The organism is Hymenobacter crusticola, from assembly GCF_002154225.1.
GTDB lineage: Bacteria > Bacteroidota > Bacteroidia > Cytophagales > Hymenobacteraceae > Hymenobacter > Hymenobacter crusticola.
This window is the reverse complement of sequence record NZ_MTSE01000133.1, coordinates 1-636: the sequence shown is the minus strand read 5'-3', so window position 1 is coordinate 636 and position 636 is coordinate 1. Positions and strand designations below refer to the sequence as shown.

1 protein-coding gene is annotated in these 636 nt (G+C 55.7%); it reads right to left on the bottom strand.

Features of this window, described 5'->3' with window-relative positions; translation table 11 throughout:
- The coding region (locus BXP70_RS29220) for a phage tail tape measure protein (protein WP_179197916.1) at window positions 1-636 on the bottom strand (636 nt) is incomplete at both ends.

Below are 636 nucleotides of genomic sequence, written 5' to 3'. Positions count from 1 at the left end.
GAGTGAACTCCTTGAGGGTAAGGTTGGAGTCGGCAAGCTTGGCAATCTTGAACGAGGCGTCTGTTTTCGTGCTGATTGTCGAGAAAAGCCGGTTCAGGGCTGTACCGGATCGTTCGGCACTGAACCCGGTCTCCTCGAGTACCGCCGCGTATGAGATCACGTTGTTGAGCCCCACTTTCGTCTGCGCAGCGACAGCCCCGACCCGTTGGGCTACATCGGTTAGGAAGGGCGCGGTAGCCGCTCCAGCGGCGCCTAACTCGTTGACGGCCGATCCGATGTTTAACAGGTTCTTAGCCACATCCGGGCCTAGTTCCTTACCGAAAACGGTATTGAGCTTCCCTAGGCTAGTGGCGATTTCTTCGGCCCCTCCGGAAAAGTCATCCCCTAGCGCTTGGACCGCAACGTCAATCGCTTTCGTGAACTCTAGAATATCGCCTTTGGCAATCCCTAGCTGCCCGCCGACTTTAGCAATATCCAGCAAGCCTTGTAAGGAGGTGCGGGTGTTCAGTCCTTTTAGGCTGTCGGCTAGGTTATCGAACTCATCAGCGGTCAGTCCTGTGGTTTTGCGAACATCAGCTGCTTGGTCACTGAACTCAACGAGGTTACTGAAGACGGATTGGGCCGCGCCTAGAATGG